At 39.7% G+C, this 26,936-nt stretch carries 33 protein-coding genes and 3 pseudogenes; 28 read left to right on the top strand and 8 right to left on the bottom strand.

The window, feature by feature from the left end; all coding sequences use genetic code 11:
• Positions 1-116: 116 nt before the first annotated feature.
• Both WAX46_RS00405 and WAX46_RS00400 read left to right on the top strand, forming a co-directional pair.
• Complete coding sequence (locus WAX46_RS00405; protein WP_226566331.1) at positions 117-851, top strand: poly-gamma-glutamate hydrolase family protein; 735 nt, start codon at positions 117-119, stop codon at positions 849-851.
• Between the two features lie 81 nt (positions 852-932).
• On the top strand, positions 933-1,382 hold the full coding sequence (locus WAX46_RS00400) for an OsmC family protein (RefSeq protein ID WP_336493178.1): 450 nt from the start codon (positions 933-935) through the stop codon (positions 1,380-1,382).
• A gap of 24 nt (positions 1,383-1,406) precedes the next feature.
• Here the strand turns inward: WAX46_RS00400 and WAX46_RS00395 are convergent, their stop codons facing one another.
• On the bottom strand, positions 1,407-1,475 hold the full coding sequence (locus WAX46_RS00395) for a hypothetical protein (protein ID WP_376776388.1): 69 nt from the start codon (positions 1,473-1,475) through the stop codon (positions 1,407-1,409).
• Between WAX46_RS00395 and WAX46_RS00390 the strand changes: the two are divergent.
• The 3 genes and pseudogenes from WAX46_RS00390 to WAX46_RS15690 form a co-directional block, all read left to right on the top strand.
• Positions 1,468-1,675: pseudogene (locus WAX46_RS00390) on the top strand (SAR2788 family putative toxin); the annotation flags it as partial. The gene WAX46_RS00395 and the pseudogene WAX46_RS00390 sit on opposite strands and share 8 nt — an antisense overlap.
• Complete coding sequence (locus tag WAX46_RS00385; protein ID WP_264188574.1) at positions 1,651-1,779, top strand: hypothetical protein; 129 nt, start codon at positions 1,651-1,653, stop codon at positions 1,777-1,779. The pseudogene WAX46_RS00390 and the gene WAX46_RS00385, both read left to right, overlap by 25 nt.
• Before the next feature lie 5 nt (positions 1,780-1,784).
• Positions 1,785-1,883 carry a DUF7878 domain-containing protein gene (locus WAX46_RS15690; protein WP_442895644.1) on the top strand — a complete coding sequence of 33 codons (99 nt, stop codon included), beginning with the start codon at positions 1,785-1,787 and terminating at the stop codon, positions 1,881-1,883.
• Positions 1,884-2,159: 276 nt separating this feature from the next.
• Here WAX46_RS15690 and WAX46_RS00380 read toward each other — a convergent pair whose 3' ends face one another.
• Entirely contained in the window at positions 2,160-2,579 is a 420-nt protein-coding gene (locus tag WAX46_RS00380) for a hypothetical protein (RefSeq protein WP_226566329.1), read from the bottom strand.
• A gap of 137 nt (positions 2,580-2,716) precedes the next feature.
• Here WAX46_RS00380 and WAX46_RS00375 point away from each other — a divergent pair.
• The 7 genes and pseudogenes from WAX46_RS00375 to WAX46_RS00345 all read left to right on the top strand — a co-directional run.
• Positions 2,717-2,794: pseudogene (locus WAX46_RS00375) on the top strand (hypothetical protein); the annotation flags it as partial.
• Positions 2,795-2,863: 69 nt separating this feature from the next.
• A pseudogene (locus WAX46_RS00370) lies at positions 2,864-3,072 on the top strand (purine permease); the annotation flags it as partial.
• Positions 3,073-3,307: 235 nt separating this feature from the next.
• Positions 3,308-4,408 carry a type III polyketide synthase gene (locus WAX46_RS00365; protein ID WP_226566328.1) on the top strand — a complete coding sequence of 367 codons (1,101 nt, stop codon included), beginning with the start codon at positions 3,308-3,310 and terminating at the stop codon, positions 4,406-4,408.
• A complete protein-coding gene (locus WAX46_RS00360; RefSeq protein ID WP_264188573.1) occupies positions 4,405-4,914 on the top strand; it encodes an isoprenylcysteine carboxyl methyltransferase family protein in 510 nt (169 codons plus the stop codon). The genes WAX46_RS00365 and WAX46_RS00360 overlap by 4 nt, the downstream gene beginning before the upstream one ends.
• Positions 4,915-5,219: 305 nt before the next feature.
• The gene (locus WAX46_RS00355; RefSeq protein ID WP_226566327.1) at positions 5,220-8,813 is read left to right on the top strand and encodes a dynamin family protein; all 3,594 of its coding nucleotides are present in this window, start codon (positions 5,220-5,222) and stop codon (positions 8,811-8,813) included.
• A gap of 41 nt (positions 8,814-8,854) precedes the next feature.
• A complete protein-coding gene (locus WAX46_RS00350) occupies positions 8,855-9,118 on the top strand; it encodes a YpbS family protein (RefSeq protein ID WP_226566326.1) in 264 nt (87 codons plus the stop codon).
• Positions 9,119-9,320: 202 nt separating this feature from the next.
• Positions 9,321-10,208, top strand: a complete 888-nt coding sequence (locus WAX46_RS00345; RefSeq protein WP_336493177.1) for a 5'-3' exonuclease — start codon at positions 9,321-9,323, stop codon at positions 10,206-10,208.
• A 16-nt stretch (positions 10,209-10,224) separates the two neighbouring features.
• Here the strand turns inward: WAX46_RS00345 and WAX46_RS00340 are convergent, their stop codons facing one another.
• Genes WAX46_RS00340 through WAX46_RS00330 form a run of 3 tightly spaced genes read right to left on the bottom strand, consistent with a single transcriptional unit; the run spans position 10,225 to position 11,480 of the window.
• On the bottom strand, positions 10,225-10,350 hold the full coding sequence (locus WAX46_RS00340; RefSeq protein ID WP_226566324.1) for a small, acid-soluble spore protein L: 126 nt from the start codon (positions 10,348-10,350) through the stop codon (positions 10,225-10,227).
• Between the two features lie 43 nt (positions 10,351-10,393).
• Positions 10,394-10,789, bottom strand: coding sequence for a reverse transcriptase-like protein (locus WAX46_RS00335; RefSeq protein WP_226566323.1), 396 nt, complete (start codon positions 10,787-10,789; stop codon positions 10,394-10,396).
• A gap of 1 nt (position 10,790) precedes the next feature.
• Entirely contained in the window at positions 10,791-11,480 is a 690-nt protein-coding gene (locus WAX46_RS00330) for a queuosine precursor transporter (protein ID WP_226566322.1), read from the bottom strand.
• A 92-nt stretch (positions 11,481-11,572) separates the two neighbouring features.
• On the opposite strand from WAX46_RS00330, the gene WAX46_RS00325 reads away from it, so the two are divergent.
• The 3 genes from WAX46_RS00325 (at position 11,573) to WAX46_RS00315 (ending at position 12,781) form a co-directional block, all read left to right on the top strand.
• The gene (locus tag WAX46_RS00325) at positions 11,573-12,244 is read left to right on the top strand and encodes a reverse transcriptase-like protein (RefSeq protein WP_226566321.1); all 672 of its coding nucleotides are present in this window, start codon (positions 11,573-11,575) and stop codon (positions 12,242-12,244) included.
• A gap of 1 nt (position 12,245) precedes the next feature.
• A complete protein-coding gene (locus WAX46_RS00320; RefSeq protein WP_226566320.1) occupies positions 12,246-12,428 on the top strand; it encodes a zinc-finger domain-containing protein in 183 nt (60 codons plus the stop codon).
• 170 nt (positions 12,429-12,598) lie between these two features.
• Entirely contained in the window at positions 12,599-12,781 is a 183-nt protein-coding gene (locus tag WAX46_RS00315; protein ID WP_226566319.1) for a hypothetical protein, read from the top strand.
• 51 nt (positions 12,782-12,832) lie between these two features.
• Here the strand turns inward: WAX46_RS00315 and cspD are convergent, their stop codons facing one another.
• On the bottom strand, positions 12,833-13,033 hold the full coding sequence (cspD, locus tag WAX46_RS00310) for a cold-shock protein CspD (protein WP_024422747.1): 201 nt from the start codon (positions 13,031-13,033) through the stop codon (positions 12,833-12,835).
• A gap of 264 nt (positions 13,034-13,297) precedes the next feature.
• Between cspD and WAX46_RS00305 the strand changes: the two genes are divergently transcribed.
• Entirely contained in the window at positions 13,298-13,999 is a 702-nt protein-coding gene (locus WAX46_RS00305; protein ID WP_226566318.1) for an AIM24 family protein, read from the top strand.
• Between the two features lie 34 nt (positions 14,000-14,033).
• On the opposite strand, the gene WAX46_RS00300 is transcribed toward WAX46_RS00305, so the two are convergent.
• Positions 14,034-15,185, bottom strand: a complete 1,152-nt coding sequence (locus WAX46_RS00300) for a diglucosyl diacylglycerol synthase (protein ID WP_226566317.1) — start codon at positions 15,183-15,185, stop codon at positions 14,034-14,036.
• 228 nt (positions 15,186-15,413) lie between these two features.
• Entirely contained in the window at positions 15,414-16,322 is a 909-nt protein-coding gene (gene metA / locus WAX46_RS00295; protein ID WP_226566316.1) for a homoserine O-acetyltransferase MetA, read from the bottom strand.
• A gap of 166 nt (positions 16,323-16,488) precedes the next feature.
• Between metA and WAX46_RS00290 the strand changes: the two genes are divergently transcribed.
• From WAX46_RS00290 to WAX46_RS00235, 12 genes are all read left to right on the top strand, one after another.
• Positions 16,489-18,141 carry a formate--tetrahydrofolate ligase gene (locus tag WAX46_RS00290; protein WP_442895649.1) on the top strand — a complete coding sequence of 551 codons (1,653 nt, stop codon included), beginning with the start codon at positions 16,489-16,491 and terminating at the stop codon, positions 18,139-18,141.
• A 64-nt stretch (positions 18,142-18,205) separates the two neighbouring features.
• Positions 18,206-18,688: a glutathione peroxidase gene (locus tag WAX46_RS00285; RefSeq protein ID WP_226566315.1), complete on the top strand. Its 483-nt coding sequence runs from the start codon at positions 18,206-18,208 to the stop codon at positions 18,686-18,688.
• A 13-nt stretch (positions 18,689-18,701) separates the two neighbouring features.
• Positions 18,702-18,908: a hypothetical protein gene (locus WAX46_RS00280; RefSeq protein ID WP_226566314.1), complete on the top strand. Its 207-nt coding sequence runs from the start codon at positions 18,702-18,704 to the stop codon at positions 18,906-18,908.
• A 34-nt stretch (positions 18,909-18,942) separates the two neighbouring features.
• Positions 18,943-20,079, top strand: coding sequence for a conserved virulence factor C family protein (locus WAX46_RS00275; RefSeq protein WP_226566313.1), 1,137 nt, complete (start codon positions 18,943-18,945; stop codon positions 20,077-20,079).
• Positions 20,080-20,392: 313 nt separating this feature from the next.
• Positions 20,393-22,069, top strand: a complete 1,677-nt coding sequence (gene ilvD / locus WAX46_RS00270; RefSeq protein WP_226566312.1) for a dihydroxy-acid dehydratase — start codon at positions 20,393-20,395, stop codon at positions 22,067-22,069.
• A gap of 81 nt (positions 22,070-22,150) precedes the next feature.
• Complete coding sequence (locus tag WAX46_RS00265) at positions 22,151-22,585, top strand: BrxA/BrxB family bacilliredoxin (protein ID WP_099680918.1); 435 nt, start codon at positions 22,151-22,153, stop codon at positions 22,583-22,585.
• Between the two features lie 66 nt (positions 22,586-22,651).
• Complete coding sequence (locus WAX46_RS00260) at positions 22,652-23,446, top strand: class I SAM-dependent methyltransferase (RefSeq protein ID WP_226566311.1); 795 nt, start codon at positions 22,652-22,654, stop codon at positions 23,444-23,446.
• Positions 23,447-23,726: 280 nt separating this feature from the next.
• Entirely contained in the window at positions 23,727-24,344 is a 618-nt protein-coding gene (locus WAX46_RS00255; protein ID WP_336493176.1) for a YpjP family protein, read from the top strand.
• 18 nt (positions 24,345-24,362) lie between these two features.
• Positions 24,363-24,890: a phosphatidylglycerophosphatase A family protein gene (locus WAX46_RS00250; protein WP_336493175.1), complete on the top strand. Its 528-nt coding sequence runs from the start codon at positions 24,363-24,365 to the stop codon at positions 24,888-24,890.
• Positions 24,891-24,992: 102 nt separating this feature from the next.
• On the top strand, positions 24,993-25,787 hold the full coding sequence (locus WAX46_RS00245) for a thymidylate synthase (RefSeq protein WP_226566308.1): 795 nt from the start codon (positions 24,993-24,995) through the stop codon (positions 25,785-25,787).
• On the top strand, positions 25,784-26,272 hold the full coding sequence (gene folA, locus WAX46_RS00240) for a type 3 dihydrofolate reductase (RefSeq protein ID WP_336493174.1): 489 nt from the start codon (positions 25,784-25,786) through the stop codon (positions 26,270-26,272). The genes WAX46_RS00245 and folA overlap by 4 nt, the downstream gene beginning before the upstream one ends.
• A gap of 19 nt (positions 26,273-26,291) precedes the next feature.
• A complete protein-coding gene (locus WAX46_RS00235; protein WP_226566306.1) occupies positions 26,292-26,915 on the top strand; it encodes a lysophospholipid acyltransferase family protein in 624 nt (207 codons plus the stop codon).
• Positions 26,916-26,936 lie beyond the last annotated feature (21 nt).

The following is a 26,936-nucleotide window of genomic DNA, read 5'->3' as shown; positions in this document are numbered from 1 at the left end:
GGAATCTTATGATCTAGAGTGTCATGATCAAATTTTAATGTGGAAAAAATGTAAATAATTGATGATTCAATATTAATCATAGAAACGGCTTAGAAATCTGTTGAAGGAGAACGGAAATGAAGAAGTTTTTTGCTTTTTTTCTCCTGCTTGCAATCGGATGGGGCGTTTATTATACCATGCAAGCACAGGAACATGATGAGCCAGTGTCATCACGTGAGGAAGACGAAAGCGGTTCAAATGATTTGTATCGCAATTTTAAAGAACTGGAAGAGAACGAATCAACAACCAGTTATCAAATTACAGCCAACCCTATGCCCGGCAGCAGCCTTCTTGTGATGTCACCTCATGGCGGGAGAATTGAAGGTGGCGTTAGTGAGATCGTCCATTTTTTTGATAACGATTTTTCAACGTATTTATTTGAAGGTTTTAGAGAGAATGCATCAGAACTTCATATTACAAGTGCAAACTTTGATGAACCAATCGGAGTCGCACAGGCAAAAGCACATGATTACGTATTAGCAGTACATGGATACAAAGGTGAAGAAGGAATTGACCATACACTTGTTGGCGGAACAGATTACGACCGTGCTGAGAAAATCGTGAACTCATTAGAGCGGAACGGATTTTCGGCTAAACTTGCTGTTGCACATGCAACCCTAAGCGGAACGAGCAATCATAATATTAATAATCTTACAAAAACAGGGCAAAGTGTGCAGCTTGAGATTAGTAGGAGTCAACGCGAAGCATTATTTGACAGTTTCGATTATCGGCGGCGGTCAAGTACAAAAAATGAGACGTTCTACCGTTATGTGAGGGCGATCCGGACGGTACTGGATGAAGAATTTACTTAAGGATTGATTGTGCACATCTTAAGACAATCAGGGGGAATTCTTGTTACACTATAAAAAGTGATAACAAAAGGAGAGACAGATATGGCGTGTCATCATTTTCATCTCCAGGCAAATTGGCCTGGTCTGCGTAACGATGTTGGTACAATCGCTTGTGAACAATTAAAAACGAAGATTTCAATTCCAAAGGAAATGGAAGGTCCAGGCATCGGAACAAATCCAGATGAGATGCTCTTAGGTGCAGCGGCCACGTGTTACATTATTACTCTTGCAGCATTGATGGAGCGGAGTCAATTAAAGAAAGAGGATCTATCGATGAGCTCTGAAGGAGTCGTAGATGTGACAAATGGTGTGTTTACATATGAGAAAATTATCCATCAGACTGTCGTGATCCTCAAAGAATCCGCTTCCACACATGATATTGAGCTGGCTCGTAAGCTTGCATATAAAGCCGAAAGCTCATGTATGATTTCAAGAGCTGTTCAGGGAAATGTGGACATTTCCTTGGAAGTAACCATTCAAGTCGGGCGTTAAGATAAAAATTAAACAATACGAGTCCTAGAGTGCTGTTCCAACATCAGACCAAGTGGCATATGATGATGACAGCTCAATTGTTTTGGGGGGCAGACTGAGGAAAGTAAAGGCGCATTCAAATCCAATAGCACCCGAAGCTTTACAATCTAAGAATATTTCCTTTACCTTAAACAATAATAAAAAATTATCCTTTGTCATTACAGCAAATTAAAAAAGAAAATCGGAACAAAAGAGAGACAAAGATAGTAATCGGTTGGGATGGTAAGATATGGACGGCGTATCCAATCAAGTAGAATTTGTTTATAAGTTCACATCTGAAGAAGAAGATATCCCAAAGAAAATGAAAAAAGACCCTTCGGCAGTGATGAGAGTAGAGGGAGAGTTTAAATTAAAATAAATGGAATGGTATATTTTGAAGAAAATATTGCTTTATTAGAGTTTTATGCTACTTTGAATGAGTGGATGAAAAAGATCAAGAAAAAACAAAGTATCAGAGTATAGATATTATGGAGTATGAGGAGGACGAGCCCATTGATACCATTTGACAATAAGGCACGACTCACGACCATTTGGGAAATCAAAACGCTTTATTTTGCGATAACTAAAGATACTGTCAGGAAAGTTACCTTAGCTGTGTCGTTTAATCTAAGTGGTACAAAATATTTTCATAAGAGTAAGATACTTTCGCTGTAATAAGTTTAAATAACATATGGATGAGAGTACTTTAAACAAAGGGATAAGAAAAGAAAGTCGGAAAACCCGACTTTCTTAATAGACTTAAATCTCTACGGCTCTAAAGAATCCATCAACGCTATTACCTGTTCCACTGTCATATTTTAGACTGTAATTCCCTGTTTGATCAATATTAAATTCTTGAATAAAAGTTTTCCCTGCATCTAGTGTTTTAGTGGAATGAAGTATATTTCCGTTAGGATAATAAAGTGTGAATTTGAAAGGTTTGCTTCCATTATTTGCTACAAAAACTCTTATTTTCCCTGAGCTTCCTTGATAATCGAAAGAAATTTTTCCAGTACCATCAGAAAAAGATTGACAAACTAAATATGGAGCATTACATGCCCATGCCATAGTTTTAAAGTTTTTTTCATGATTTGGCAAAGACTTTGCGGAAACATCGGTTGTCCCAGCAAAAGGAATGAGACCTAAAGCGATAGTACCAACAACAATTTTCTTTTTCATTAATGATCCCCCTAAAAAGTTAATATCTTACATTATATAAATTACTGCATTTCTCAAGAATTCCCTCTTTTTTATACTGTGAAGGAATAGAAAAATTATGGAAATCGCAGATTTGTCAAAATTAAAATGAAAATAAACTGTACACTGCAGCCAACTGGTCAAAACACGAAGACAATTTTACACAAATGTTTTACAACCAAAATGTGAAGCAGTTCTAGCTTCCTCTCTTAACGTGGAAGTCCGTATGGTGACAGTGCGTTGATTTTGCAAAGTAGGAATACTTCCTCATCGCTTGCTCCGTTGGCATCGGTTTAGGGATAACAGTCGTCCCGCCAATGTTTGAGAATCTGCCGGAATCCATTAAATTATTGACGAGTAACGGAATTGTGGCTGGGTGTTTTACCGCCATCTTCCTTCTTATCATTTATCACATGCTTCCATTTAAAAAAGAAGCAAAGCATGAGTGGAAGAACCTAAACAGTCTGTCATGTAAATACCTCTTGATAAGAGGTTTGTTTTTTCATAAAAAAGCAGGTTCGCTTGGCTTGGAACGAACCTGTAAAGGAGGAAAACTACATCATGTTTTCATCTATATTATCCAATATTTATCAATTGTCGTCAAGACAAAAAGTTAGATGAAGGAAAATATTTTGGCTGAATTGTGACGAACTGGCATGTATATCCTTTTTTTAATAGGGGATATTAACCAAAAACAGAGGTGAATCCGATTGGCCTATATTCTTTCAGTTGGAACCAGTCTTCCAAATCATCATGTCAATCAGCAAACAGCTGCTGAATTTGCAAAGTCACAATTTAAACGATCGTTTAAAGATATTGACCGGCTGCTAAGGGCTTTTAATAATGGAGAAATTCAGAGCAGACAGTTTGTACAGCCAATTGAATGGTATCAAGAACACCACTCCTTTGAAGAGAAAAATAACATCTATTTAGATAAGGCATTGGCCCATGCAAAAGAAGCCGTCTTTCACTGTTTACATGATACGAATTTCCTGAGAAAGTCTATTCCGTACGAAGAGATCGATGCCTTGTTTTTCATCTCGAGCACCGGATTATCGACACCAAGTCTTGATGCAAAGCTGATGAACGTTCTCCCTTTTTCGCCTTATACAAAACGAGTACCGATTTGGGGGTTAGGATGCGGCGGCGGAGCGGCAGGATTGTCCCGGGCTTATGAATACATAAGGGCGTACCCAGAAGCGAAGGTTCTAGTCGTGGCATGTGAGCTTTGCAGTTTAACCTTTCAGCCGCAAGATCAATCAAAAAGCAATTTAATCGGTACCTCTTTATTCGGAGACGGGACTGCGGCAGTACTGTTAGCTGGAGAAGAGGCTACATTTGATTATACCCGGTTAAAAACAGTGCCTAAAGTGCTCGGTACACAGTCAGTTACCATGAAAGATTCTGAGGATGTGATGGGCTGGGAATTTACAAGTGATGGTTTTCAGGTCATTTTCTCACGTGACATTCCATCCATTATTTCAGGCTGGTTAAAAGAGCAGGTGGATCAATTTTTAAATCAGCAGGGGTTTTCAACAGATGATCTATCCGTTTTTCTTGCCCACCCTGGCGGAAAAAAAGTGATTGATGCTTATCTTGAAAGCCTATCTCTACAGGAGCATCAGCTTTTTTCTTCAAAAGAAGTACTGAAACACCACGGGAATATGTCCTCTGCCACAGTTTTGTATGTTATTAAGCATTTTCTTGAACATCTGTCAGCTGATGCGGGAGAGGTGGGGCTTTGCGGAGCGCTTGGTCCAGGCTTTTCCTCAGAGTTATTGCTGATGAAATGGGAGGAGGTCTCGTCATGATCTTTTGGCTGATTATTGGCTTTTTCATTTGTCAGCGTCTGATTGAAATGCTTGTTGCCAAAAGAAATGAGAAGAAAGTGAAAGCAATAGGCGCAATTGAATTTGGTGCTAGCCATTACCCTTATATGGTCGCCATGCATGCTGCTTTTTTTCTCTCACTCATTGGAGAGACATGGCTGTTTCAGCGTGAGCAATCCCGCTTTTTCCTTTTGCTGCTCGTTTTACTGCTGGTTACACAGGTGGTTCGATATTGGGCATTATGCTCCCTTGGCACGTACTGGAACACAAAAATCTTAGTGGTTCCACATGCGATGATTATAAAAAAGGGGCCTTATCGCTGGTTAAAGCATCCCAACTATGTGGTGGTCGCGATTGAGCTTTTCTTTATTCCGTTATTGTTTCAAGCGTATCTTACCGCCATTTTGTTTACGTGTTTAAATGGTTGGATGATGGTGGTCAGAATACAGACGGAAGAAAAAGCGCTGAATGAGTATTTACTAAATTAATATTGAAAATCATTATCAATTGTGATACACTTTTATTAATTGACAAACTTTCTCAATAATGAAGGGTGGACGGTGACCACATGACAATGATCTTCTTACTCGGTACAGTCTGTGTATATAGCCTATTAATTGTCTTTGTATTAAAAGGTGTTTCAAAAAAATCTGCTTCCTGATTGCAGTCAATTGCGACTGATCGGGCAGCAGATTTTTTTATTTCCTCAGATCAGAAGAAAAATCTCTTTATTTTGTGTAAAATGGTATCACATACATAACTGACTTTTCTAAAAACAAAGGGGTTTATCGTCATGAAAGACTTGTCTATTCGAGATTCGCTCGTTCAAACTACTGGTTCTTTATATCAAAGCCTGCTCAAAAGGAATGATCATGAGCGCGCAGCCAAACTAGCATCGATTATGAAAAAGGAAGCAGAAGACGAAGTGTATATCGCATTTACCGGCCACTATTCTGCTGGTAAGTCATCACTTGTGAATCATCTGCTTCATGATCAAATTCTGCCAACGAGCCCAATTCCAACAAGTGCAAACTTGGTCGTTGTGAGAAAAGGAGTAAGCGAAGTACAGCTTCACACTTCTGATGGCCGTTTTGCAAAAATGAGTGGTTCTTATGATAAAGAAGCGGTGCAGCGTTTTTGTAAGGATGGAGAACAGATTGAAATGGTCGAATTGAGCGGTGATTATAAAGGACTTGAAGAAAAGGTGGCACTGATCGATACGCCAGGAATTGATTCAACGGATCATGCGCACTTTTTGTCTGCTGCGTCTATTCTTCATCAAGCAGATGCTCTTTTTTATGTCGTTCACTATAACCATGTTCATTCTGAAGAAAACATTCGTTTCATTCGCTCCATCAAAGATCGAGTACCAAATCTTTATTTCATTGTCAATCAAGTCGATCGACATAATGAACATGAGACACTTTTTGAAGAGTACAAAAAACAAGTGGTTGAGATGCTCCTGAAAGAAGGGATTGAGGAAGATCATCTGTATTTTACATCTGTAACCGATGAGGCGCACCCAAGAAATGAAATGATTCGCTTAGTTGAGAAACTACAAGAATTACAAACCTTGCCTAAAGCATCACTTCGAGCTTACACAGAGCAAAAAATTGAGCATGTATTAAAAGAACATATTGAGTCGTTAAAAGAAGAGCTCGAACAAGAGGCTATTGATACACAGCTTCAAGAAAAAAGAAACGAAATCAAAGAACTTGAAGCGAAAAGCCGTTATATAGAAAATGGCGCAAAACAGCTAGAAGACGAAGTATCTTCTGAAGTAGAGAACATTTTAAAAAATGCGAACTTGACTCCATTTAAGATGAGAGAGCTCGCAAGTGACTATATTGAATCGAAAGCACCTGGTTTTAAAGTCGGACTTTTCTTTGCTAAAAATAAAACCGAGCAGGAAAAAGAAAAACGGGCGAACGCTTTCTTAGCAGATGTAAAAGCGAGAATGAAAGCAGAAGTTGACTGGCATATTGCTGAGCTATTCAAAAAAGAAGTTCAACACCATCAGCTTGGTGAAGAGGTATTAAATCAAGCGATGGCATTTGAAACACTTGTTCAAGAGTCTCTGCTTGAAAAGGTTATTCATCCTGGTGCAACTTTCTCTAATGAATACGTCCTTCAATATGCGAAAGATGCTGGTGAAGCCCTGAAAAGACAGGCAAAACAGAAAGCGATGCAACTAATTGAATTATTGACAAAGGCCCTTAAAGACCAGCTGGTCAATGAAAAGGAAAAACAACAAGCAAAATGGGCACAGGCTAAACAAGAGCTCCTAGCGTTAGAGCAGTGCAACGAAAAAAATGAACAAATCAGACAAGACATCAAGCACCTATGGGATATATGGCAAAACGGGACTGATGAGCTGATTTTAGATGACTGGTTTTATGCGAAAAAGCAATGGATGCAGCATGAGCAGCTGATGCAACATAGCACGCTATGTGATGCTGAAGAGAGCAGACAAGAGAATCAACAAACAGATCGTGATCAAATACGTCAGTCGCATTATTTAACGACGGCACAATCGATTGAGCGATTTCAACAACTTTCTCAAATGTTATTACCATTAGACGCCCTCCAATCCCAAAGGGAATCCTTTAAAAAACGAACAGAGCGATTGCAGGCAAAAGAGTTTACACTGGCATTATTCGGTGCTTTTAGTTCAGGAAAATCTTCCTTTGCCAATGCCCTTGTTGGGCGAAAGATTTTACCATCATCACCTACACCAACCACTGCAACGATCAACAAGTTAACACGACCGACGGAAGATCACCCGCATAAAAGTGTGAAAGTGTTGTTCAAAACCGATCAGGATATCCTAGAGGAGCTCAATCAGATACTTGGATTTTCTCTTGCGGAAGAAAAGGGCGATACGTTTAGGGTAAAACTGGAAAGAGTGCTGAAAAAGAGACAGCTTGAACAGGATCACCGCACCATTGTTGAACATTTTCTGCAAGCGCATGCTCGGTTTCACGATTACATTGACAAGCAAACCCCATTACATGTCACGCTCCAAGAACTAAAGCCTTATGTGGCAGAAGAAACTGTTTCTTGTGTGGTCAAGGAAGTGACGGTGTATTTAAGTAACCCATTGACAGATAAAGGGCTGACGATTGTTGATACACCGGGCGCCAGCAGTATGAATAAACGTCACACAGAGATTGCCTTCCAATATATGAAGGATGCAGATGCACTTCTTTATTTAACATATTATCAGCATTCTTTCTCAAAGGCCGATCGATCATTTTTACGTAAGCTTGGACTTGTGAAAGATTCATTTAGCATGGATAAAATGTTCTTTATTATTAATGCAGCCGATTTAGCAAGCGATCAAGCAGAGCTTGAAACCGTGTTTGACTATGTAAGAAATGAACTTACAAAAGAAGGAATCCGCAACCCAAATGTGCATCATGTGTCTAGTAAGGAAGAGATCGAAGGGAAAGGGCCAACTCCTTTTAATCAATATGAACAGCTAAGAAAACAACTGGACTATTTTATTGATGAAGAATTAACGAAAGAGGCCATTGAGCTTTTGAATTATGAAGCCAATACACTTTGTGGAACGGTCGAAAAGCTGTATGCAAACTTGCACCAATCAGAAGATGAGAAACAACTAGAAAAAGAAAATATAGAAAGGTCATATCAAGCCATTCTTGAAAAAATGAGGGATATCAAACGATCTAAGCTAGTAACAGAAAGTGTGAAAAAGGACTTGCAAGAACAGCTTTACCACATTGTTCAGCGACTATCACTATTTGCAAATGATCTGTTAAAGCCAGCCTTTTATCCTGGAATATCTCAAGGAAACTTCGGAAATGAATTGAAAAAGGCGCTTGAGCAGGCTTTAAAGGTTTATGAATTTGAATTTGTACAGGAGCTTAAAGCGCTCGATATCCGAATGGAATCGTTTATCAATCAGTATTTTCATGAGGAATGGGAGAAAGGCATGCAGGCGGCATGTGCTGAAGACTCTTACTTTTCACTTAGACTGTCACCACCTGATGAGAAAAACGCTGAGCTGAAACAAATTGAGGTCGAAGCAGAGTTTGCCGCATTTGAGCCGCTATTAAAGAAACAAAAAACAGCAAAGGCCTTTTTTGAACAAAATGGGAAGGCTTCGTTTATTGAGGCGGTTCGAGATATTCTTCTTCATTTGACGACAAGGTGGGCAGATAAAGAAAAAGGAGAATTACTGATCAGGTACGAAAAGATGGTCGAGACCTTTACTGAAAGGTATGAAACAGACGCACTCCGACAACTGAATGAGCAAAAACAAACATTTGTCACGAGCTTGACGACAGATGCCAAAGAGCAGGCCCGCATTGAACAAGTATATGAACAAACAAATGAATGGAAGAACCAGTTGAAAACCATTTGATTCATGATAGACTAGATAAAAAAGAAAGCAGTTGATACACAATGACAAGCGTACACGAAGAAATTTCCGCACATTCACAAAAGCAGCATGCTCATATCCAATCCTTTCTGACTCTTGAACAGAAAAGGGAACAATTGATTGAGACTGCTGTAGCAAAGTGTAAACAAAAAAAACCGTTTACAACAGACGAAATCAATGCCATTACTTCGAAAATGAATGAGCTTGCACGAGGCGGAATTGTTCCATTGCGAAAGCATGTCACAATCCAGATGGTAAAGGAGTATGTCGAGCGTAAACAGAAGTAAAGAGTAACTTTCTCTTTTTTGGGTCATCTTAACTAAGGAACCGAGAAAGGGGAATGATGTTGGAAAAAAAACAAAACGCAAAGAACCAGAAAGAGCACATGCCTAAACAAAAAGACATGCCATCCTACGCAGAAGCTGAAACGAAAAAAATGCAGTACGGTCAAAAGTAAACGGGCTGCCACTTCAAAGGGAGTTTATCAGAATGAAAAAACACGTACTACTTGTAGATGGAATGGCACTTCTCTTTCGATCGTTTTATGCGACGGCTGTCCATCGCAATTTTATGATAAATGATCGTGGTGTACCAACAAATGGAGTCAATGGATATATGAAGCATTTATTAACGGCTGTACAGACATTTGAGCCAACTCATATTGTTTGCTGCTGGGATATGGGGAGTCAAACTTACCGAAATGAATTGTTTCAAGCTTATAAAGCCAATCGAGGAGATCCGCCATTCGAGCTCATCCCTCAGTTCGATTTAGCAAAAGAGGCGACAGAAGAACTAGGAATTGTGAACGTTGGTTTAAAAGGCTTTGAAGCAGATGATTGTATAGGTACGCTTGCTGCACTCTATCAAAAAGAGGCACGTGTGACCGTCTTGACTGGAGATAAAGATTTGCTTCAGATTTTAAATGAGCATGTGACAGTGGCTTTGATGCAAAAAGGAATCGGGAATTATAAGCAATATACAAAAGCCTTATTTGAGGAGGAAATGGGAATCTCTCCAAAGGCGCTGATTGATATGAAAGCATTGATGGGCGATTCAGGTGATAATTATCCTGGTGTAAAAGGAATCGGAGAAAAAACAGCACTGAAATTTATCCAAACGTATCAAACAATTGATCGCTTGTTAGAGAATGTCCATGAACTAACTGCTACCCAGCAAAAGAAAATGCAAGCAGGCTTAGAGGATTTGAAGATTTCCCGTATACTGGCTGAAATCAAATGTGATGTACCACTTAGCTGTCCAATTGATGAAACAAAAATGAACATCAATCCAGAGCGGGCAGCTTCCATGCTGCGTTTACATCAAATCAAAGGGATTGAACCAATGGTCAAACGCATAAGTGAAATAGAGATCAGCTAAGGCTGATCTCTATGGTCTATCCCTTTGTATTGCTTTTTTTTGCCTTATTTTCTAGCCGAGATAGAGGCTGTTTATCTTTTGTTTGTGCATCACCTTGAGGGGTTGTCCCGTTTGTGACACGACCTTTGTTCTCTTTATCCAATCAGTATCACCTCATACATTAGCATAACCAAAAGAAAAGCGATTCATCCTTTAGAAAGGTGAATCGCTTTTCTAGCGAGCTGATCAGCTATCTGATTTTCCTTGCTTGGAATCCACTTAATAAAAAATAAATCAAACTGGGTTTGAAGCTGTATCATTTCTTCAACAAAGTGCTGAAAAGCTGGATTTTTCGCAAATCCTGCATTGGCCGCACGATCAACTACTTGCGAATCTGTTCGAAAGGAAACGATTCGCAAACCTTTCTCCACGCAAATTTTCATTCCTTCGATTAGGGCGGAAAATTCTGCTTCGTGATTGCTCATTGACCCAAGAGGGATAGAGAAAGATTCAGCCTTTCCATCATGTTTGATAAAAATGCCAATGCCAGAGGGACCTGGATTTCCTGCACTAGCTCCGTCAATGTATATTTCAGCTGGCAAATCATTTTCCCCTTTCATCAAGTGGAATCATTTTTTTCGCCGCATATGCGTATGGTGTGAAAATTGCGGCTACGATAAATTTAATGACGTATGTTGTGATGAAGATCTCTACCCATACATGAAATGGATACGTACCAAGAAAGGCGATGGTCGTAAAGATAAGCGTATCGAGTAGCTGGCTAATCATCGTACTTCCTGCGTTGCGCACCCAAAGCGTACCATCTGAAGGAAGTATCCGGCGGATAAACGAATATACATAAACATCTAACATTTGACTGATGATATAAGCAGCAAGACTACCAAGTGCGACCCTCGGCATAAAGCCAAAAATCGTTTCTAAAGATGCTTGTGAAATATCAGATGGAGCGGGATGGAAAAGCAAAGCCTCCTGCATGACAATCGTTAACGTTAAAAGAGTGGCAAAGCCAATCCAGACAGCCTTCCTGGCTTCTCTTTGTCCATATTTTTCATTTAGTACGTCCGTTGCAAAGAACACACTCCCATATAAAATATTTCCTAGTGTCGCAGTTAAGCCAAACAATTCAACGGTTTTGACCACTTGTAAATTTGCGGCAACCGTTGCAAAACCAATCCAGACGAAAAGGCCCATCTTGCCAAATCCTTTATAAAATAGAAGAACAATGATAAAATTAATGATCGCAAATAAGATCCAAATACCTTCATTATACAAGTGATATGAACTTCCTTTCTGATTGTAATGTAACTTTTTGATTATAGCATAACGAACGTTTACCTTAAAAGAACGGGAAGGCGATGAGATCAATGAAATTAAGAGCACACTATACAATGAAAGTGAAATGGATTGGGTCCATTGCTTTTTTTCAAGAAGATTGGATGGAGCTAAAGGAAGCCTTGCTTTTAGCAAAGCATATAGATAAAAAAGAACCGAACTCTCTTCTATCATTTGAGGATGAAAAGGGTGCGGTATGGTCTATAAAAGAACTTGAAAAGCTAACTGAAGAACTTAGGCTTGAACCTGATCAGCTTCAGGTCTATTTTGATGCAAGTTTTCGTAAAGAAATGGGTGATTCTGGACTTGGAATTGTCGTGTATTATCACCTTGGAGAAGATGCTTATCGATTGAGGAAGAATCAGCTTTTCCAGGGCACCACCAATAATGAAGCGGAGTATGCGGCTTTATTTGAAGCAGTAAAGGCTTTAAAAGAACTGGGTGCCAGTAGAAACTCTGTTACGATTAAAGGGGATTCACTCGTTGTCATAAATCAACTGAAAGGGGAATGGCCTTGCTATGATGATATGCATAACAAATGGCTAGACCGAATTGAGGCTGCTATAAAAGAGCTGAAGCTCACCCCAACATATGAAGTCATCGATCGTAAAGAAAATGCAGAAGCGGATCAGCTTGCAAGGCAGATTCTTGCAGGCGTCCCAATCGAAAGTAAGTTGAAATTAGAAGCAGACGGAGCTGAATAATGTGGATAAAAAAACAGCAGTAAAAGAATTGACGGGTCTTCAAGACACGTATTGTTCAGATTGTTTTATTAAGAAACACTTTCGAAAAGGATTTGGCAAAAAATATGCCCACTCCTTTTGTATTCAGCAATGCACGGTAGGAGAGAAAATCAAAGAATACGGAAATGCACTGCTCAAAAAGTAAACGGCGCACACCGGTTTTCCCTGATCAAACATACGCTCATCAAAAAAAACGGATAGAATGTGTAAAAAAAGAACATATTCTGAAAAATGAGCCGATATAACTATAGAAAGTTTTGGTTGAGTTACTTTTTGACTAAGTGACGGATATTAGAGGAAAAGGGGAAGACCGGCATGGATAATAAGGATTTTGAAACGGTATTATATCGAACATTTCAAGAGGTGTACAGCGATCTAGAACAACTAGTAAATGTAGCAAAGAAGGGAAGACCTTTTCTCGAAAAAGATATCTCTGAAATTGAACAAAGACTAAAGCAAAATATTTTAGCGATTGAAATTCAGCTAAAAATCAAATAAGAGAGGCAAATGCCTCTCTTTATTTTGTCGTTTCATCATTGATTTAGTTGATTAAAGTTTTGTTACGTTTGCAGCTTGAGGTCCACGATTACCTTCAACGATTTCAAAAGAAACTTCTTGTCCTTCTTCTAAAGACTTGTAACCGTCACCTTCGATAGCTGTGAAGTGAACGAATACATCGTCTCCGCCTTCAACTTCAATGAAGCCGAAACCTTTTTCATTATTGAACCATTTTACTTTACCGTTTTGCATATTGCTTTTTCCTCCTAGTACTGTAGCATACCTTTTAGCATGCTAAAAAAAATTTTCATCACCTAACGCCTTAAATAGTTGTTAAATGATGGTTTTACTATACACCATCAAAAGTAAAGCGTCAAGCAGGCAAGCCAAATTTTGAGCAGAATATTTGATTTTTTTGTTTTTTGGTGAATGGTAATTATATATAAAACGTCCTAATTTCCCGAAACCTAACGTGTATCTTGTCCGTATATAAAAAATACAGAAAGAGGTGAGATCATGCATCGTTACACGATTGAAGAATTTGTTCAGAATACCCAGCAAGAAGAAAAAGGAGAAGGTGTTTTTGAGCTTGAAACACCAAGGCTTTTAGAAATAAATTTGACTGATACTATTTGGACAAAAACAGGTTCCATGGTTTCATATCGGGGCAAAATCAAGTTTGAACGTGAAGGTGTTTTTGAGCATGGCGTTTCAAAGATGTTTAAGAAAATGTTATCAGGAGAAGGCACTTCACTCATGAAGGCAACAGGTGACGGCAAATTATATGTCGCAGACCAAGGCAAAAAGATCTCCATTCTTCGTTTGGCTCAAGGTGAGTCCATTTTCGTCAATGGAAATGATCTGCTCGCATTTGAACCAACGGTCCTCTGGGATATCAAATTGATGAAAAAGGTTTCTGGCATGCTTGCAGGTGGATTGTTTAACATCAAACTTGAAGGAGCAGGCCTCATTGCGATCACGAGTCACTACGAACCGCTCACACTTATTGTTCAGCCAGGTGACTCCGTCTATACAGACCCGAATGCAACGGTCGCGTGGTCAGGAGATTTAAAAACTGAATTTGTGACGGATGTTTCCTTCAAAACCTTTATTGGCAGAGGGAGCGGAGAGTCCATTCAAATGAAATTTAGCGGAAGCGGCTTTGTTGTCGTTCAGCCGTATGAAGAAGTGTATACAACAAATGGAAATCAAGGCTAAATGAAAAAGGTGTCCATCATTGACGGACACCTTTTTATGATAATGCACGAGCATACGTTTTGTTACTCGTGATGAGATATGATTGTTCGACGATATCTTCCAAAATGGTTTGAGAAGATTGTTTTAAGTGCAGTTTTTTGATGTTTTGTTTCATTGCTTCTAATGTTTCTTCATCCTGTAGCAAATTGGTCACAGATTCTAAAATGTCTTCATGTTTGTAGATGACAATGGCAGCACCATTATCTTCAAAAAAAAGAGCATTTTCTTTTTCTTGTCCTGGAACAGGTTTGTAAAGTATGACTGGGACACCGATTGCTGTTGCTTCTGTTAATGTAATACCGCCTGGTTTTGTAATCATACAATCTGTTACTCTGAACAATTCATCAATTTGTTCCACATATCCAAGCACCTTCAATTGATCTGGGTGACCTTGTTCCAGGTCGCTAAGCGATTGTTTTAGCGCTGCGTTTTTTCCACATACAACAACAATTTGCACTTCACTATCAAGAAGTAACGCTTCACATAGCTCCTTGACATTTTTTAGTACCCCGTGAGCACCAGCCATAATGAGAAGGACTTTTTTGTCTGATGATAATCCATACTTTTTATAAATCATCGATTTTGGCACGTCTGCTTCAAATTGTGGTCTAATAGGAATGCCTGTCACCTTGACATCGCTTGGATGTGTGCCGATTTCCACTAATTTTTGTTTCACATAATCGGTTGCAACATAGTATCGATCAATGTTTTCATGTACCCAAATCTTATGAAGACAGAAATCTGTCATGACATTAAATGTCGGAATCACTTTGCCCGTTTTGTTTCGGTATTCTGGTACAACAATCATCGGGAATGTGATAATAATGATGTCAGGGTTGTGTAACTGAATTAATTCGTCAAGACGCTTATTTCCCATCTTTAAGTAAATGTTAAATTTGCGTTTATTGTAAATTTTATCTACACCGTAATAAAACAAGCGATAAAATTGTTTCCCAATGGAAAAGCTCTTCAAGTATAAATATTGCGTCACTTCTGACACAATGGGATTCGATTCTTGATACAAATTAGAAACCATTACATGTTCAAATCCTTGGGATTTGCATTCATCATATAGTGTTTTTGCTACCTGCATATGTCCATTTCCATAATTTGCGGTCAAGATTAATATTTTTTTATTGGTATTCAAGAATATTCACCTCAAATGTAATCAACAACAACAAAACTTCGTAAGAAAACTATGAATCTCATAGGTCTACATATAAATAAAGATAACATATAAGCAGCTAGAGCAGGTCTTTCTTTACGAAAGAATTAAACTAATTTTAAAAAACAAACAGGCTAAATTGATAATGGAAGACAGCACCATTTGTATTTTAACACAGTTTGAATATTTATCATCAGACCAGAGTCTAATTTATTCCCATACATAGGGTGTTTCTTGATAAACATAATAATTAAGCCAATTCATAAAAAGTAAGGTTGCATGGGCTTTCCAGCGATTCACAGGGACTAATGTGTCACCATCTTCTATAAAATAGTTGACGGGTTTTTTGACTTTATCATGTTTCAACAAATCTCTTTCATATTCCTGCTTCAATGTGTCTGTATCGTATTCAGGATGTCCAGTTAAAAAGACTTGTTTATCATCATCTGAAACAATTAAGCAAACACCAGCTTCTTCAGACGTGCTTAATACCTTTAGATTTGGTGTGTTTTTTAATTGTTCTGTATTAATATCTGTATGCCTAGAATGTGGGACATAGTATACTTCATCGAAACCTCTAACTAATCTTTCTTTTTTCTCTTTAACAAGATGTTCAAACACGCCGAATTTTTTCTCATGAAGCTTGATTTTTTCAATACCGTAGTGGTGATATAGGCCTGCCTGTGCACCCCAGCATATATGAAGGGTAGACGTCACATTGGCTTTACTCCAGTCCAAAATGTCTTGCAGCTCTTTCCAATAGGAAACTTCTTCAAAAGATAAAAGCTCAATTGGTGCGCCGGTGATGATCATTCCATCAAATTTTTTATTCCGAATCGATTCAAAGGTTGTATAAAATTCATCTAGATGCTCTCTTGATGTATTCTTCGGTGTATGAGAACTTGGAATCAAAAACGTAAAGTACACTTGTAAAGGAGAATTACCGAGCATTCTCAGAAGCTGTGTTTCAGTTTGTATTTTTTTTGGCATTAAATTTAAGATCACGATATTCAAAGGACGGATATCTTGCTTGAATGCCCTTGTCTCATCCATGACGAAAATATTTTCGCTCTCTAGTATCTGTTTTGCTGGCAGATGAACTGGTATGTTAATAGGCAACTCGCCACCCCCTGAACCAAAGCTAATTTCACTTCATTATAGGAACTTTCTGGCGATATTTCAATGTTTCAATTATGTTACAATGAAAAATAGAGCAAAAACTCACTTGTTTCTGTAAAAAAGGAGGCCATATATTGATGATAACAAAGCATTTATCAGATATTGAATTGCCCAAAAGGCAAAGCTAAGACCTATTCAAGACATTGCAGCAAAGCTGCAAATACATGACGAAGAATTAGAATGCTATGGTTTCACAAAAGCGAAAATCTCTTTGACCATTTTTGATCGTTTAAAGGAACAAAAAGAAGGAAAAGTGATTCTTGTGACCTCAATTAACCCAACGCCAGCAGGTGAAGGAAAATCCACCGTGACAGTCGGGCTAGGTCAAGCCTTAGAAAAAATCGGGAAGAAAGCCATTATTGCCATGAGAGAGCCATCACTAGGCCCCACAATGGGGATTAAAGGTGGGGCAGCGGGAGGAGGATATTCTCAAGTACTACCAATGGAAGAAATTAATCTCCATTTCACAGGAGACTTTCATGCCATTACATCCGCTCATAACACCTTATCTGCTTTCATTGATAACCATATCCATCACGGGAATGAACTTGGCATCGACGCACGCCGGATTGTGTGGAAACGAGTGATTGATTTAAATGACCGCGCTTTAAGGCAGGTTGTCGTAGGACTTGGCGGTCAATTAAATGGATACCCTAGAGAAGATGGGTTTGATATCACGGTTGCTTCGGAAATGATGGCCATTCTCTGCTTGGCAGAAGACTTAAACGATTTAAAAAAACGTCTTGCTTCTATTGTTGTTGCCTATAATCAAGAAGGGGAGCCGATAACAGTTGGATCGCTTGGTTATGAAGGTGTGTTAACGTTACTTTTAAAAGACGCACTTAAACCGAACCTTGTTCAAACCATTGAAGGAACTCCAGCTCTTGTACACGGCGGCCCTTTTGCCAATATTGCACATGGATGCAATAGTTTAATTGCAACAAAAATGGCGGCAAAACTAGCAGATTATGTGGTGACAGAAGCTGGATTTGGGGCGGATCTCGGTGCGGAAAAATTTCTCCATATTAAAACAAGAGCAGGAGATTTCAAACCAGGTGCAGTTGTGATTGTGGCAACTGTCAGAGCATTAAAGATGCATGGCGGAATGCAAAAAACGGAGCTCCAAGAAGAGAATGTACATGCAGTATTACAAGGTATACATAATTTAGAAAAGCATATTGAAACAGTACAAGCCTTCGGTCTTCCATACATCGTCGCAGTGAATCGTTTTATCACAGATACAAAAGAAGAGATTCAAGCGATAGAAGATTGGTGCGAAACGCATGGGCATCCAGTCAAAGCGGTGAATGTGTGGGAAGAAGGAGGTGCTGGCGGGACAGCAATTGCAGAGGAACTAGCGACACTCATTGAAAAGAACAAGAACAGCTTTTCCTATTTGTATGAGGAGAAAGATTCCATTGAAGAAAAGCTATCGAAAATAGCGCAAGTGGTCTACGGGGCAGACGGCGTAACCTTGACATCAAAAGCAAGAAACCAGCTGGCAGCAATAGAGCAAAACGGCTGGGCGGATTTGCCTGTTTGTATGGCAAAAACGCAATACTCTCTTTCGGATAATCCTGCTTTGATTGGTAGACCAAAAGGGTTTACCATTACGATACGAGAGTTAAAACCATCTGTAGGAGCAGGGTTTATCGTCGCTTTCACCGGCAGCATTCTCACCATGCCTGGACTGCCTAGAAAACCTGCCGCACTGGAGATGGACTTATTGGAAGACGGTAGCGTGACAGGACTCTTTTAGGAAGCATAAAAAGCTAAAAGAAGCATGTTACGATAGGTAAAAGTGAATCCTAGGAGGCGATGAGATGTCAATTTATGATATTCAGGTCAAGACCATTAACGGTCAGGAAAAATCAATGGCAGATTACAAAGGGAAAGTGCTGATGATTGTGAATACAGCTAGCAAATGTGGACTTACCCCTCAATTTAAACAATTACAAGAGTTGTATGATCAATATCATGAGAAGGGCCTTGAAATTTTAGGATTTCCGTGTAACCAATTTATGAATCAAGAGCCGGAAGGAGAAGAAGCCATTCAAGAATTCTGTTTATTGAATTATGGTGTGACCTTCCCGATGTTTGCGAAAGTAGATGTCAATGGCGATCATGCGCACCCGCTTTTCAAGCACTTAACAAATCATGCAAAAGGTGTGCTTGGCACGAAAACAGTGAAATGGAATTTCACAAAATTTATCGTCGACCAAAACGGAGAAGTCACTGAACGATTCTCGCCTAAAACACCGCCAAAAGAATTAGAAAGCTCGATCATCGCTTTATTGGACAAATAAGATGATGCATTCTTTGAAGCAACTTAAACAATTGGAGACAGCTGCCTCCTTAAACAAGCTAAAGTGTGAACTGACTGGACACGTTGCCGCTCATATCGATCGTGTGCGCCTGCTTGCGGTCAATATCGCAACGCAGGAAGGCAGCTTGCTAACGAGCGTCATGAATTCATGTGAAATTATTTATCAAGATGTGGAAAGAAGAATTCGGCCTTATAGATGAGTAGGGTCTTTATGTGTGTAAGGAGGATGTATAGATGAAAATAACTGCAATAGAACCGACGCCAAGTCCGAATACAATGAAAGTCATTTTGACTGAAGCGCTAGCCGGTGGGAAAAGCAACAACTATAAGAAAGATCAAAAAGACGAAGCGCCTGAGATGATCAAGCGCATCTTAAACATTGAAGGTATAAAAGGGGTCTATCACGTTGCGGATTTTTTAGCTGTCGAGCGAAATGCAAAGTTCGACTGGCAGGGCATTTTACAGCAGGTCCGAGAAGCCTTTGGTCAAGACACACAAGCACTTCAGGAAGGAGCGCAGTCAGGGGATGACACATTTGGAGAAGTGAAAGTGTTTGTTCAAATGTTTAATGGCATTCCGATGCAGGTTAAGCTGACGGACGGTGAAAGGGAAGAGCGGTTTGGAATGCCTGAATGCTTCCAAGCAGCCATCTTAAAGTTAAGAAGTAGTTCTGACAATGTTGTATTTGAACGTGTGTGGAAAGAACACGGCGTTCGTTTTGGAGAATTTGCTCATATCGGCCAAGAGGTCACAGAAGAGCTCCAAGCAGCTTATGATGACGATCGTTTAACCCGATTAACAGAGGCGGTCAAGGAAGGACAAGAGGCTGTAGATAAACAGGTGAATCGTCAAGCATATGACGTCACAGAAGAGATGCTGCGCGAGGAAGATTGGAAAAAACGTTTTGCCCATTTAGAGCAAATGCAGCCTGAAACAAAGGATATACCCGTTTTAATAAAAGCGATGGAAGATCCAAAGACATCTATTCGTAGACAAGCAGTTGTCAACGCTGGAATGATTGAAGACCCTGCGATCCTGCCTATCTTATATAAAGGACTTGAAGACAAAACAGTCACGGTCCGCAGAACAGCCGGAGACTGTATTTCCGATCTTGGCGACCCTAGTGCTATAGGAGCAATGATCGCAGCATTAAAGGACTCAAGTAAGCTCGTCCGCTGGCGTGCGGCCATGTTCCTTTATGAAGAAGGGGACGAAACGGCACTTGAAGCATTGAAAGAAGCGGAGCAGGATCCTGAATTTGAAGTCAGTCTTCAAGTTAAAATGGCGATTGAGCGAATTGAGCTTGGGGAAGAAGCTAAAGGTTCTGTGTGGAAACAAATGACAGAAAGCAGAAAAAATGCGTCAGAATAATGAGGATAATGAACAAGCTGCCAGTAAAATGCAGCTTGTTTTCTAAAATCATGCTTTTTATAGATAGAAAAATTTTTTTAGAAAAATTATTTTGAATATTGTTGAAATATGCGAAAAAACTCTATATAGTAATACCAATATAGAATATTGGAGGTCAGATTTTATGACACGATCCTTGCTGAGCGCTTGCTTCAGTAGTTATATTGGTCATCAGTTATTCATAGGTGGCTAAATAAACAGAAAATTCTTAAAATAAAATCAATTTTAAATCATGCATTGAACGAGACTTGTAGTATAGGAGGCTTTTAATAAGATGGCAGAACTACGAAGTAATATGATTAAACAAGGCATTGACAGAGCACCTCACCGAAGCTTACTTAGAGCAGCGGGGGTAAAAGATGAGGATTTCGGCAAGCCGTTTATTGCCGTATGTAATTCCTATATTGATATTGTCCCTGGACATGTCCATCTTCAGGAATTCGGAAAAATTGTGAAACAAGCCATTCGGGAAGCTGGCGGGGTCCCTTTTGAATTCAATACGATTGGAGTCGATGACGGAATCGCAATGGGACATATCGGGATGAGATATTCTTTACCAAGCCGCGAAATCATTGCTGACTCAGTAGAGACCGTTGTGTCTGCTCACTGGTTTGATGGAATGGTTTGTATTCCTAACTGTGATAAAATCACACCAGGCATGATGATGGCAGCGATGCGCGTCAATATTCCGACTGTCTTTGTCAGCGGTGGCCCAATGGAAGCAGGTAGAACAAGTGATGGTAGAAAAATTTCTCTTTCTTCCGTATTTGAAGGCGTTGGCGCTTACCAGTCAGGTAAAATTAATGAAGAAGAATTAAATGAATTAGAGCAGTTTGGTTGTCCAACCTGTGGATCTTGTTCAGGAATGTTCACCGCAAACTCAATGAACTGTTTAGCAGAGGCACTTGGTATCGCTCTTCCTGGAAATGGAACGATTTTGGCGACATCACCAGAGCGAAGAGAATTTGCGAAAAAGTCAGCAAAACAATTGATGGAGCTCATTAAAAAGGATATTAAACCACGTGATATTGTCACAGAAAAAGCAATTGATAACGCATTTGCATTAGATATGGCACTTGGTGGTTCAACCAATACAGTTCTTCATACACTGGCGATTGCAAATGAAGCAGGTGTTGAATATTCACTTGAACGTATCAATGAAGTAGCAGAGCGTGTGCCTCATTTATCAAAACTTGCTCCAGCTTCAGATGTATATATTGAAGATTTACATGAAGCTGGCGGTGTCACAGCTGCGCTAAATGAACTGTCTAAGAAAGAAGGAGCACTTCATTTAGATACAATGACCGTCACAGCGAAAACGCTTGGTGAGAACATTGCAGGACATGAGGTCAAAGACTATAACGTCATCTACCCCATCGACAAGCCATTTACTGAAAAGGGCGGCTTAGCCGTTTTATTTGGAAACCTTGCGCCAGATGGAGCCATCATTAAGACGGGCGGGGTACAAGATGGGATCACACGCCACGAGGGACCTGCGATCGTATTTGAATCACAAGAAGAAGCTCTTGAAGGCATCATTAATAGAAAGGTAGAAGCAGGCCATGTTGTCATTATTCGCTATGAAGGGCCTAAAGGCGGACCTGGTATGCCAGAAATGCTTGCACCTACTTCACAAATTGTCGGAATGGGTCTTGGACCAAAGGTTGCTTTAATTACTGACGGACGTTTTTCCGGGGCTTCTCGCGGCTTGTCCATTGGACACGTCTCTCCAGAGGCAGCTGAGGGCGGCCCGCTTGCCTTTGTTGAAAATGGCGACCATGTCGTGGTCGATATTGAACAGCGCATTTTAAGCGTAGATATTCCAGAAGAAGAATGGGAAAAAAGAAAAGCGAACTGGAAAGGCTTTGAGCCAAAAGTGAAAACTGGCTATCTGGCTAGATATTCAAAACTTGTGACATCAGCCAATACAGGCGGAATCATGAAAATTTAATCTGAAATCGAACATTTGAAAATTGGCTCTCTCTATAGTATCCTTTATTCACAACATAAGGATTTTAGAGGGGGCTTTTTTATGTCAATGGCATATGAAGAATATATGCGCCAGCTCGTTGTGCCTATGCGTCAAGAGCTGACAAGTGCAGGATTCCAAGAACTAACAACGGAAGAAGAAGTAGAACAAACGATGCAAGAAGCAGAAGGAACAACATTTGTTGTGGTTAATTCTGTATGCGGATGTGCTGCAGGCTTAGCACGCCCAGCTGCCACTCAAGCTGTGATGAAGGCAGAAAAAGCTCCAGATCGAATCGTCACAGTATTTGCTGGTCAGGATCGGGAAGCAACAGCAAAAATGAGAGAATACTTCACAGGTGAAGAGCCATCATCTCCTTCTATGGCACTTTTAAAAGGAAATGAACTTGTTCACTTTATCCCCCGTGACGAAATTGAAGGTCATGAAATGGAAGATATCATGAAAAATGTATTATCTGCATTTGAAAAACATTGCTAATACAAATGTTAAAATGCCCTGTGATCTGCTCAGGACATTTTTTCTTGATCATGATGGAGGAACGACATGCTCATTACAACAAGCTTTAGAACAAATGAACAAACGATTGAAACAGCAAAGTCACTGGCAGAGGCTTTGCAAGGTGAGTATGTAGAGCGGCGTAAACAATCCGTGAAGCAGCTTGCGATTAAATGCGGGGACGTACTTGTTGTTGGAAAAGAAAGGTTTGAATGGTATCAGCCAAATGGCGAAAAGTTCTTCTTCCATCCAAGCTCAGCGATGTTTAGAGTGAAGCGAATCCTGCGTGGCGAAAAGGATCCATTAATTGAAGCAGCCCAGCTTAAGCTGGGCGATTCCTTTTTAGATTGTACGCTTGGCTTAGGGTCTGATGCGATTACCGCAAGCTGTGCAGCAGGTCCTAATGGGAAAGTGGTCGGTATCGAAAAGAATCCGATGACGGCATTACTTGTTCGAGAAGGACTAAACACATGGGAAACGGGTGTAGCTGAGGCAGATGAAGCGATGAAACGGATATCAGTCATAAGTGGAGACAGTATCCAGCAGTTAAAAAAACTCCCTGATCGTTCATTTGATATCGTCTATTTCGATCCAATGTTCAAGGAAACGATACAAGAATCGACAAGTATAAGGCCGCTTCGTCATGTGGCAGAGCACCATTTTCACCACGAAATGGCCTTGCAAGAAGCGATGAGAGTGGCGAGAAAAAGAGTTGTGTTAAAAGATCATTGGAAAAGCACCCGATTTACAGCGGACTCCTACCAATTTCAAGTTATCAAACGAAAAACAGCTCAATTCCATTATGGATATCTCACAATAAAAGAAGACAAAGGACGAAAATAAACAGTATTTCAGTTTTTTGTCACCAATTGAAATAAGCCCTTATTCAGGGCTTTTAATCTGTGATCTCCATATAGACAAAATAAAATAATGTCAGCAAGGAAGCTGTGACGAAAAAACCTTCAAGCATACCCATTCCTCCCAAATTTTAGTCGTCGTTACTGTTATTGTAAACGTTTTATCATGAAAAAGAAAGTCTCAAATCAGTGACCAAATTGAATGACTGAAAATTCATTATATGCTAGAATAGCAGTATGATAACTTATGGAAGGAATTAGATATCATGAAGATGTGGATGAGAAAAACGCTTGTTGCACTCTTTACGATCGCAACTTTTGGTTTAATCTCTCCTCCATCGGCTTTGATGACAGACAAGCCATCTGAACTTTCTTCATCTGATAAATCAATTTATACAGCTGTTTATGATACATCAGATGAAACGAACAACTGGGAACTGAAACAAGAGGACAAAGAAGAGCAGATAGATCCCTTTGAGCAATATAAGCAGGCGGTTCTATCAAGTGCAGAAAACCAATCCTTTCTCAAATTTGGTGATAAAATCACACCTGTCATTGAAGACGAGTACAGAGAAGAGATTCAACCGAAGATTGAACAAGTGTTAACGGACTTTTTAACAAATTTCAAAGATGACGAAAAATTTCAAGATGTGGTTTTAACTGATCAACCTTCTGGCGGAAAAGGCGAAAAAATCTTCCACATATACAACCAGAAGACCGGGGGAGATTTGCTTCGTTTTCATGTGAGAAGAGATCAGCCGCCTCACAGCGGATATTGGTTTAACTTTCATTACCATACAGCAGAAGATGGATTCCAGACGCATCATGAACTCGGCAATATTTACTGGGACAAAAACACCCCGCCGAGCTGGATGAGCCACTAGAAGGAGATGTCAGCCCAATTGAAAAAGTATACAATGAACGAAATGGTTCGCATTACAAAACAAATGTTAAACGAACGTGGAGTGAAAATTGAAGATATCGCACAGATTGTACTCAAGCTTCAAGAAAAATATAAGCCCAATCTTCCACTTAGTGTCTGCATTGAAAATGTTGAAAAAGTGCTGAATAAAAGGGAAATTGTCCACGCTGTTTTGACAGGGCTGGCTCTTGATCAGCTGGCAGAAAAAAAGCTTTTGCCAGAACCTTTACAGCACTTAGTTGAAACAGATGAGCCGTTATATGGAATTGACGAGATTATTCCGCTTTCCATTGTCAATGTATATGGATCAATCGGTTTGACGAACTTCGGTTATTTAGATAAAGAGAAATTTGGGATTATTCGAGAATTAGATGAAGGTCGTCCAGGTGAAGTGCATACCTTCCTTGATGATCTTGTCGCTGCTCTTGCCGCAGCAGCAGCAAGCCGCATTGCTCACTCTCACCAGGATATTAAGGACGAAGAGCAGGATCGAGTGAATCAAGTATAAAAAGAAAAACATGTCTGATCATCACGCAGACATGTTTTTTGGTTTCAACAAAAGCAGAAATAAGGTAAACTACAACAAGAACATAAATAAAGGATGAAAAAAATGAAACAATACAAAGAGTTATGCCGTCATGTATTACAGCACGGGGATGAAAAAGGTGACAGAACGGGAACAGGCACAATCAGCACGTTCGGTTATCAAATGAGATTTGATTTACAGGAAGGATTTCCTTTATTAACAACAAAGAAATTGCACCTGAAATCAATCATTCATGAGTTACTGTGGTTTTTAAAAGGTGATACAAATGTTAAATATCTTCAAGAAAATGGCGTTCGTATTTGGAACGAATGGGCAGATGAAAATGGAGAGCTCGGGCGTGTGTATGGTGCGCAGTGGAGATCATGGGCTAGCGGAGACGGAGAGACAGTGGATCAGATCAGCAAGCTGATCCATGATATTGAGCACAATCCGAATTCAAGAAGACTGATCGTCAGCGCTTGGAATCCGGGAGAAATTGATCAAATGGCGTTACCTCCTTGTCATTGTTTGTTTCAATTTTACGTATCGAACGGTAAATTATCCTGCCAGCTTTATCAAAGATCGGCAGATATTTTTTTAGGGGTGCCTTTTAATATCGCTTCATATGCACTTCTAACGATGATGATTGCCAAAGTGACAAATCTTGAGCCGGGAGAGTTTATTCATACACTTGGGGATGCTCATATTTATCAAAATCATCTTCCGCAGGTGAAAATGCAGCTAGAGCGAAAGGAGCGCACGCTTCCGCAGCTTCGCATCACAAGAGATGTAAAGAGCATTTTTGACTTTACGTTTGATGATTTTGTGCTTGAGAACTATGATCCGCATCCGCATATTAAAGGAGAAGTCAGTGTATGATTTCCATGATTGTGGCGACAGGAAAAGACAGAGTCATTGGTCAAGATAATCAAATGCCTTGGCATTTACCCGCAGATTTAGCTTATTTTAAAAAAGTCACAGGCGGCCATACCATTGTCATGGGCAGAAAAACATTTGAATCAATTGGACGAGCGCTCCCTAACCGCCGAAACTTAGTCTTAACCACAAGTCCTTCTTTTCAAGCAGAAGGATGCGAGGTTGTCCATTCAATTGCTGACATTTTAACTATAGGGAAAAATGAGAAAGAATTATTTATCATTGGCGGGTCAAAGCTATATGAGGAAATGATGCCATATGCAGATCGCCTTTACATCACACACATTCATCATGCCTTTGAAGGCGATCGCTACTTCCCAGATTACGATGAAGACGAGTGGACGATTGTATCACGAGAAAAAGGCCATAGTAACGAAAAGAACCCCTACAATTATGAATTTGTTGTATATGACAGAAAAGAAGGATAAATGAGTAGGAGGAGTAAGGTTGTTTCGTTATTGGTTTTTAACGATTTATGTTGTTGTATCCTTTTTTAAAAGTATGAGGCATTTGTACGATCATGAATTAACTGATCCCCGCATTTCCTATACGAAACGAATGCATCTCATTCATGAGCATGCGAAAAGATTTGCTCGAGAATGTATTGATCACTCAGGATCAGTAATGACCATCTATCAGCAAAAGGAGCTGCCAAAAGGGCCAGTCATTTATGTGACCCGTGAGCTTAATCCGGTGACGACGACATTATTGATTGGACATCTTGAGAAGCCATTTGCTTTCATGGCGACACCGCATCTCTTTCGCTATCCTATTTTAAAACAATGGTTAAAAAAGATGGCCGTCATCCCTCAGAATCAGACAGATGAGAGATTATTAGAAGAGGCAAAAGAAAGAATCATGTCTGGACAGAGTGTATTGCTTTCAGAAAAATATCGTGTTCTTTCAGAAGCGGTTGCAGAAGAATTCGATTGTCCACTTGTTCCGATTGAAACAAGCGGAACGGATCATCTTTTAACAGGAAAGATTGTGAAAAGACTGCGCCCTGTCAATATCGATATTCATATTAAAGCACCAGTTATGATCAGTGATTATGTCCAAAAGCGCGCATAGAAAAACCAGCACCCGAAAGTG

Source organism: Bacillus sp. FJAT-53060, assembly GCF_037104745.1.
Lineage (GTDB): Bacteria > Bacillota > Bacilli > Bacillales > Bacillaceae > Bacillus > Bacillus stratosphericus_B.
The sequence above is the reverse complement of the archived record's forward strand: the minus strand, read 5'-3'. Positions and strand labels throughout refer to the sequence as shown.

Excerpts from the sequence above, each read along its gene's own strand:
- WAX46_RS00405 (WP_226566331.1), top strand. The coding sequence starts at position 117 with ATGAAGAAGTTTTTTGCTTTTTTTCTCCTGCTTGCAATCGGATGGGGC.
- WAX46_RS00400 (WP_336493178.1), top strand. The coding sequence starts at position 933 with ATGGCGTGTCATCATTTTCATCTCCAGGCAAATTGGCCTGGTCTGCGT.
- WAX46_RS00385 (WP_264188574.1), top strand. The coding sequence starts at position 1,651 with ATGGACGGCGTATCCAATCAAGTAGAATTTGTTTATAAGTTCACATCT.
- WAX46_RS15690 (WP_442895644.1), top strand. The coding sequence starts at position 1,785 with ATGGTATATTTTGAAGAAAATATTGCTTTATTAGAGTTTTATGCTACT.
- WAX46_RS00380 (WP_226566329.1), bottom strand. The coding sequence starts at position 2,579 with ATGAAAAAGAAAATTGTTGTTGGTACTATCGCTTTAGGTCTCATTCCT.
- WAX46_RS00360 (WP_264188573.1), top strand. The coding sequence starts at position 4,405 with ATGATCTTTTGGCTGATTATTGGCTTTTTCATTTGTCAGCGTCTGATT.
- WAX46_RS00355 (WP_226566327.1), top strand. The coding sequence starts at position 5,220 with ATGAAAGACTTGTCTATTCGAGATTCGCTCGTTCAAACTACTGGTTCT.
- WAX46_RS00350 (WP_226566326.1), top strand. The coding sequence starts at position 8,855 with ATGACAAGCGTACACGAAGAAATTTCCGCACATTCACAAAAGCAGCAT.
- WAX46_RS00345 (WP_336493177.1), top strand. The coding sequence starts at position 9,321 with ATGAAAAAACACGTACTACTTGTAGATGGAATGGCACTTCTCTTTCGA.
- WAX46_RS00325 (WP_226566321.1), top strand. The coding sequence starts at position 11,573 with ATGAAATTAAGAGCACACTATACAATGAAAGTGAAATGGATTGGGTCC.
- WAX46_RS00315 (WP_226566319.1), top strand. The coding sequence starts at position 12,599 with ATGGATAATAAGGATTTTGAAACGGTATTATATCGAACATTTCAAGAG.
- cspD (WP_024422747.1), bottom strand. The coding sequence starts at position 13,033 with ATGCAAAACGGTAAAGTAAAATGGTTCAATAATGAAAAAGGTTTCGGC.
- WAX46_RS00305 (WP_226566318.1), top strand. The coding sequence starts at position 13,298 with ATGCATCGTTACACGATTGAAGAATTTGTTCAGAATACCCAGCAAGAA.
- WAX46_RS00285 (WP_226566315.1), top strand. The coding sequence starts at position 18,206 with ATGTCAATTTATGATATTCAGGTCAAGACCATTAACGGTCAGGAAAAA.
- WAX46_RS00275 (WP_226566313.1), top strand. The coding sequence starts at position 18,943 with ATGAAAATAACTGCAATAGAACCGACGCCAAGTCCGAATACAATGAAA.
- ilvD (WP_226566312.1), top strand. The coding sequence starts at position 20,393 with ATGGCAGAACTACGAAGTAATATGATTAAACAAGGCATTGACAGAGCA.
- WAX46_RS00265 (WP_099680918.1), top strand. The coding sequence starts at position 22,151 with ATGTCAATGGCATATGAAGAATATATGCGCCAGCTCGTTGTGCCTATG.
- WAX46_RS00260 (WP_226566311.1), top strand. The coding sequence starts at position 22,652 with ATGCTCATTACAACAAGCTTTAGAACAAATGAACAAACGATTGAAACA.
- WAX46_RS00255 (WP_336493176.1), top strand. The coding sequence starts at position 23,727 with ATGAAGATGTGGATGAGAAAAACGCTTGTTGCACTCTTTACGATCGCA.
- WAX46_RS00245 (WP_226566308.1), top strand. The coding sequence starts at position 24,993 with ATGAAACAATACAAAGAGTTATGCCGTCATGTATTACAGCACGGGGAT.
- folA (WP_336493174.1), top strand. The coding sequence starts at position 25,784 with ATGATTTCCATGATTGTGGCGACAGGAAAAGACAGAGTCATTGGTCAA.